Below are 6,167 nucleotides of genomic sequence, written 5' to 3'. Positions count from 1 at the left end.
TATCTAGGACAGCCCCTTAATTAATCCGTCAGTTGAATGGCGACCGACAGAAGATGTCTCCGTTCTTGCCAATCTTTTTTATCAAGATGATCCAGAGATGGTGCCTTCTACTCCGCTTCCTGCTGTTGGGACAGTTTACAATGCTAGCTATGGCAAACTAGATAGTGATGCCTACGCAGGTGACGAGTGGAATCATTTTAGCAAAGAAGTACTGATGCCAAGTGTGACTGTCAACTGGGCTATCAATGACAAATTAACTTTTAAGCATATCCTACGCTATACCGATGCCGAAGCGCAGCAGCGCAATATGTACAATCAAGAAGGGTTTATCACGGGTAGTGACAAAATTTTAAATCGTGTGGCCTATACCACCGATGAAAAGATGAACAACTGGACTACCGACAATCAACTGGCTTATCAGTTAGATACTGCCAATACCTCGCACAATTTATTATTCGGTGTGGAGTATCAAGAAACGGACAGTAGCTCCACTTATTATGATGCTGGCGCAGATGGCACCCCAAACCTTGATTTGTCCAATCCCGATTTTTCGCAAATCAATGCTGGCACACTACCATTAGATATTTATCGACAGAAACAAGACATCGAACAAAGCCAGCTGGGGTTTTATGTACAAGATGAGATGCAGTGGCAAGATTTGACAGTGGTGGCAGGCTTACGTCATGACAACTTTGACAGCACTACCGAGCAAACCGAAGCCTCTAAAGGTGCTGTTTATAGTAACAAAACGATTGATAACAGCGCATCAAAAACCAGTGGTCGCCTTGCTGCCATTTATGACTTTGATAATGGCTTCTCTCCTTATGCCAGCTATTCACAGTCGTTTCAGCCTGTTGTCGGTAGCAACTTCGTTACCAACAAGGCATTTGAGCCCACCACCGCTGACCAGTTAGAAGTTGGTATCAAATATCTGTCCCCAGATCGCGCCACACAAGGAACGTTGGCGGTGTTTGATATTACGCAAAAGAACGTGGTGGTGGCTGATGAAATCAATTATAGAAGCCAAACCCAAACGGGTGAAATTACCTCTAAAGGTTTCGAGGTTTCAGGTAGCCACATGCTAAGTGATTGGGTAGATATTGCTGCAAGCTACAGCTATACCGATGCTGAGATTACCGAAGATGAATTCAACCCTGACGTGGTCGGTAACACTCCTGCCCAAACCGCTAAGCACAAAGCGACATTGTGGGCAGATTATTACGCCACAGATAAGCTTACTCTCAATGCAGGCGTTCGCTATGAAGACGGCATGCAACTTGATAAGCAAAATTCAGACGAGCTGCCAAGTGTGACATTGGTAGATATTGGTGGCAGCTATCAAATCAATCCGATGCTTACGGTCGGCGCTAGTATCAATAATTTGTTTGATAAAACCTATGTCGGTACTTGCTACGATAGCAATAACTGCTGGATGGGACCCGAGCGCCAGATGTCCGTCAGTCTAAAGGCCAGTTTTTAGGCGACGTAGAACTTACGGTTACTAGAAAATATTAATCTTGATGTCGATTTTGCCCTGCATGATGCTAAAAATCCTGCATCCATGTAGGTAAAAATACTCAGGGCGGTGAGCAGGTTTTAGCGGTTGAAAATATAGCGCTAAAGGTTGAACCTCTGCCTTCTGATGATTCAATTTGTAAAGTTGTGTCATACTGGTATAGCACATGCTTTACAATCGCTAGCCCCAGCCCAGTACCACCTGTCGCCCGACTGCGCCCACTGTCTACTCGGTAAAAACGCTCAGTCAATCGTGCGATATGCTCGGGCGCTATACCTATACCATTATCAGTGACGGCAAAGCGACAGCCATCTGTGGTTTTCGCCCAACTGATGATGATATTGCCGCCTTTTGGCGTATATTTAATGGCATTAATGACCAAATTGGACAACGCACTGTTTAAATACATCTCTGAGCCGTAGAGACCATCATAGGTATCTATTTGTAGGTGCAACGTATGGCCGTATTCTTGGTTATACGCCTGCGCGTCATCATAGACATGGGTGAGCAGCTTGGTCATATCAATATAATGCAGCTCATGCGTCTCTTCAATTTCAATTCTAGATAGCAGCAGCAAGTCATTGACCACTCTATTCATACGCGCAGTCTGCTGCGTCATCAGTTCAAACCCGCGTCGCCATTGCCTCGGCATATCTTCTTGATCGGAAAAATTCTCCAAATAGCCCATCAGTACGGTGAGCGGTGTTCGTAGCTCATGGGAAACATTTGCCACAAAGTCGCGGCGCATTTGCTCTAAATGTTGTAAGCGGGTCACATCATAAATAATCAGCAGCTTTTCATCGCCAAAAGGCGTGAGCTCACATTTAAGATAACGGTTAGGGTCGCGCCATGATTTCATGTGTACGCCATCATTGGCCGTGATCTTATTATGATAGTACTGACGAAACTCAGGGACGTTAATAAAGTCAAAAATACTTTCGCCATGGTCCGCCGACTGTAATAATAATAAATCTTCGGCGGCCTGATTCCACCACTCCAAACCATCATCGTCATTTAGCAAGATGACTGCATCTCGCAGTGCGCGTAAGGCGCTTCTGATTTTTTTAAGCTGATCGGTGGAGTTTTGCAAGGCAAGCTGATTTTGGTTTTCTTGCTGTTCTTTATTCTTTGAGGCGTTATTCTGTGGTGCGTTTTTTTTAAGCATTGTTATGCATACCTCTCATCTTTATTAAACCAAACCAGAAAACCGATAACCTGTCCCGCGAACCGTTTGAATCAAGGTACTGCAATCATAAGGCTGTAGTAATTTGCGTAAACGCCGGATATGCACATCAATCGTGCGATCCTCGATATAGACATTACCGCCCCAAACCTGATCAAGCAGTTGAGTGCGTGTATAAGCACGCTCCGGATGACTCATAAAAAACGCCAATAGACGATACTCTGTCGGCCCGATATCAAGAACTTGATTATCAGCGGTGATGCGTTGGCTTTTTGGATCGAGACTAAGCTTACCTATTTCGATCGGCTTATCGCTACTAAGCGCACGGCCACGGCGTAATACGGCTTTGATTCTTGAGATTAATTCACGCGTTGAAAACGGCTTGGTCATATAGTCATCAGCGCCCGCATCAAGGCCATGCACCTTACTATCTTCTTCACTTTTGGCGGTCAGCATAATCACTGGTATCTCGCCCAGCACTTCATCGCTTTTGAGCATGCGGCAAAAATCAATGCCACTTTTATCGCCTGGTAACATCCAATCGAGCAAAATCAGCGCCGGCCTGTGATCGACCACTTGTTGATGCGCCTCTGCAACATCAGCCGCTTCTAAACTCTCAAAGCCCGCCATCTCTAGCGTCATTACTACCATCTCGCGAATTGCAGGTTCATCTTCGACAATCAAAATCTGCTCACTGCGCATACCATAGCCTCATTACTGAAAGACAAAGTTAAAAGACAAAAACGTAGAAATAAATAAAACAATAAATAGGTGTCAATGCCTGCCCATTAAACCGCTTAATTATGACAGTTTGATGACATTGAGCTTGAAATCCGCTTTTACAAAAACGTCAGCTCCCATCATAACGACTTTTGCACAAGATATCAGCCGCCATTAGCAGTACCTCTGCCCTTTATCACACGTCTATTTTAATTAAATGACTTTTTTCACAAAAATATCTTATTTCATCAAACTGTCATATTTGCTCGGCACAATGGGCTCATTGACCACAAAGCGTCTTTGCAGTAAATCATTTTTAATAAAGCGTTATGAACAAAGCAGTATGAATAAAGCACCATTTACAAAATATTGAAATCAGCTCTGTTATTCATAAATATCCAATACTCAACTCTGATTACTTAATATCGTTACTTTTTAGGAGAAATAATGCGTTATTCATTAATAGCTTTAGCCGTCGCGAGTACCTTGACTTTAGCTGCTTGTAATAAAAACTCCAATAGCAATGAAAGCAATGAAAGCAATGAAAGCAATGAGCCAGCTACTTCATCGCCATCAACCACTACTCCTGCCAATACCGCAGACGCTACGTCGTCAGCCGCTAAGTCAGATAACAATGTATCAATGAATATCACCGGAGCGGGCGCTTCTTTCCCGCAGCCTATTTATGCTAAATGGTCAGATGCCTACCATAAAGCAACGGGCGGTCAAGTGAACTATCAATCGATTGGTTCATCGGGTGGTATCAAACAAATCGTCGCAAAAACCGTTGATTTTGGGGCGTCCGATGCGCCAATGACACCAGCGGAATTAAACGAAGCTGGTCTGATTCAATTCCCGACCGTTATCGGCGGCGTGGTACCTATCGTCAATATCGATGGCGTTGCGCCTGGTCAATTAACGCTCGATGGAAAAATGCTCGCTGACATCTATCTTGGCAAAATCAGCAAATGGAATGACCCTGCCATCGCGGCCATGAACCCTAACTTGACCCTTCCTGACGCCGCCATTACCACGGTATTTCGCTCAGATGGTTCGGGCACAACCTTTAACTTTACCGATTACTTAGCCAAAGTGTCAAACGACTGGAAAGACAGCGTTGGCGTCGATAAAACCGTGAAATGGCCAACCTCAGCAACCGGTGCTGGCGGTAAAGGTAACGAAGGCGTATCAAGCTATGTAACGCGTATGAAAAACTCTATCGGCTACGTTGAATATGCCTATGCCAAGCAAAACGGCATGGCACACGTTGCCCTGAAAAATGCCGCTGGCAACGTCGTGCAGCCCTCTGCGCAAACATTCGCCGCCGCTGGTGATATCGATTGGTCAAAGCAAGAAGGCTTTTATAAAGTCATCACCAACTCTGAAACGGCTCAAGCATGGCCTATCGCCGCCGCTACCTTTATCTTAGTCCATAAACAACCAAAAGACGCCAGGCAAGTGGCAGGTGTTCTTAACTTCTTTGATTGGGCTTATGCTCAGGGCGATGATGACGCGATGAGCCTAGATTACGTGCCTTTTTCAGACACGGCGGTGGCTTTATTTAAAGCAAAATGGAACGAGGTAGTAGACAGCGAAGGTAAGCCTGTTTATAGCTCAGCAAAGTAGCTCGAAACTTATTAATTCAAGGCTTATTAGATTATTGAGGTTTTTATGGCAGACCTAAAATCCCAACTGGCAAAACAAAAATGCTATGACGCAATTTTTGTGAATGCCACCAAAGCATTTGCAATCTTGGTGCTCTTGTCGCTTGGTGGCATCATGCTGTCATTGATTGTCGGTGCGTGGCCAAGTATCACTGAGTTTGGCTTGGGGTTTTATACCAACAATAACTGGGATACGGTGAACGATCAATACGGTGCGCTCGCGCCCATTTATGGGACAGTGGTCACCTCGCTCATCGCTATCTGTATCGCCGTGCCAGTCAGCTTTGGGATTGCTATCTTTTTAACGGAACTTTGCCCCAACTTTTTAAAAAAGCCATTGGGTATTGCTATCGAGCTGCTGGCAGGTATCCCTTCCATCATCTACGGCATGTGGGGCTTGTTTGTCTTTGCACCGTTTTTTGGTGATCATATTCAGCCTTGGTTTATTGAAAATATTGGCCCCCTACCTATTATTGGCAAGGTTTTTACCGGTGCGCCGATGGGACTGGGACTATTTACCGCCTCGTTAATACTGGCGATTATGATTATTCCCTTTATCGCCGCTACCATGCGCGATGTTTTCTCTGTGGTGCCAGACCTGCTAAAAGAATCGGCGTACGGCATGGGCGCCACTACGTGGGAGGTGATGTTTAAAATTATCCTCCCTTATACCAAAGCAGGTGTGGTTGGTGGCGTGATTTTGGGACTTGGTCGAGCGCTTGGCGAGACGATGGCCGTGACCTTCTTGATTGGTAATGCCTTTAATATCAGCCCAAGTCTATTCACCTCTGGAGTGACCATCACTTCAGCGCTGGCCAACGAGTTTGCTGAAGCGTCAAGCGAGCTGCATTTATCGTCATTACTACATTTAGGATTAATACTGTTTGTGATTACCTTTATCGTTCTATCAATATCTAAGCTTATGCTCATGCGTATTGACCAAAAAGCAGGTAATTAAACACCCTATTTTAAAAGCTAACAAAGCCAATCAAATCAAGCTGAAACAAACTAAATACGTTATTTGCAGCCATTATTTGACCCAAGAAGGACAAACGCTTCATGACTTTCGCACCAGTCACACCTC

General features: G+C 44.8%; 5 protein-coding genes. 3 read left to right on the top strand and 2 right to left on the bottom strand.

Annotated features, from left to right (window positions below):
- The first annotated feature begins 19 nt into the window (after positions 1–19).
- Complete coding sequence (locus tag B4K26_RS12065) at positions 20–1,480, top strand: TonB-dependent siderophore receptor (RefSeq protein ID WP_296245777.1); 1,461 nt, start codon at positions 20–22, stop codon at positions 1,478–1,480.
- A gap of 97 nt (positions 1,481–1,577) precedes the next feature.
- Here the strand turns inward: B4K26_RS12065 and phoR are convergent, their stop codons facing one another.
- On the bottom strand, positions 1,578–2,681 hold the full coding sequence (gene phoR / locus B4K26_RS12060; RefSeq protein ID WP_296245775.1) for a phosphate regulon sensor histidine kinase PhoR: 1,104 nt from the start codon (positions 2,679–2,681) through the stop codon (positions 1,578–1,580).
- A gap of 24 nt (positions 2,682–2,705) precedes the next feature.
- Positions 2,706–3,401: a phosphate regulon transcriptional regulator PhoB gene (gene phoB, locus B4K26_RS12055; protein ID WP_296245774.1), complete on the bottom strand. Its 696-nt coding sequence runs from the start codon at positions 3,399–3,401 to the stop codon at positions 2,706–2,708.
- A gap of 465 nt (positions 3,402–3,866) precedes the next feature.
- Here phoB and pstS point away from each other — a divergent pair, with 465 nt between their 5' ends.
- Positions 3,867–5,045 (top strand): phosphate ABC transporter substrate-binding protein PstS, encoded by a 1,179-nt coding sequence (gene pstS / locus B4K26_RS12050; RefSeq protein WP_296245773.1) that lies wholly within the window; start codon positions 3,867–3,869, stop codon positions 5,043–5,045.
- Between the two features lie 45 nt (positions 5,046–5,090).
- A complete protein-coding gene (pstC, locus tag B4K26_RS12045; protein ID WP_296245772.1) occupies positions 5,091–6,041 on the top strand; it encodes a phosphate ABC transporter permease subunit PstC in 951 nt (316 codons plus the stop codon).
- Positions 6,042–6,167 lie beyond the last annotated feature (126 nt).

Origin of the sequence: Psychrobacter sp. UBA6766, assembly GCF_002453355.1 — a bacterium.
Taxonomy (GTDB): domain Bacteria; phylum Pseudomonadota; class Gammaproteobacteria; order Pseudomonadales; family Moraxellaceae; genus Psychrobacter.
This window is presented reverse-complemented; position numbering and strand designations above follow the sequence as displayed.

What these genes read in the sequence shown, in the direction of transcription:
- phoR (WP_296245775.1), bottom strand. Translation starts at nt 2,681, where the DNA reads ATGCTTAAAAAAAACGCACCACAGAATAACGCCTCAAAGAATAAAGAA.
- phoB (WP_296245774.1), bottom strand. Translation starts at nt 3,401, where the DNA reads ATGCGCAGTGAGCAGATTTTGATTGTCGAAGATGAACCTGCAATTCGC.
- pstS (WP_296245773.1), top strand. Translation starts at nt 3,867, where the DNA reads ATGCGTTATTCATTAATAGCTTTAGCCGTCGCGAGTACCTTGACTTTA.
- pstC (WP_296245772.1), top strand. Translation starts at nt 5,091, where the DNA reads ATGGCAGACCTAAAATCCCAACTGGCAAAACAAAAATGCTATGACGCA.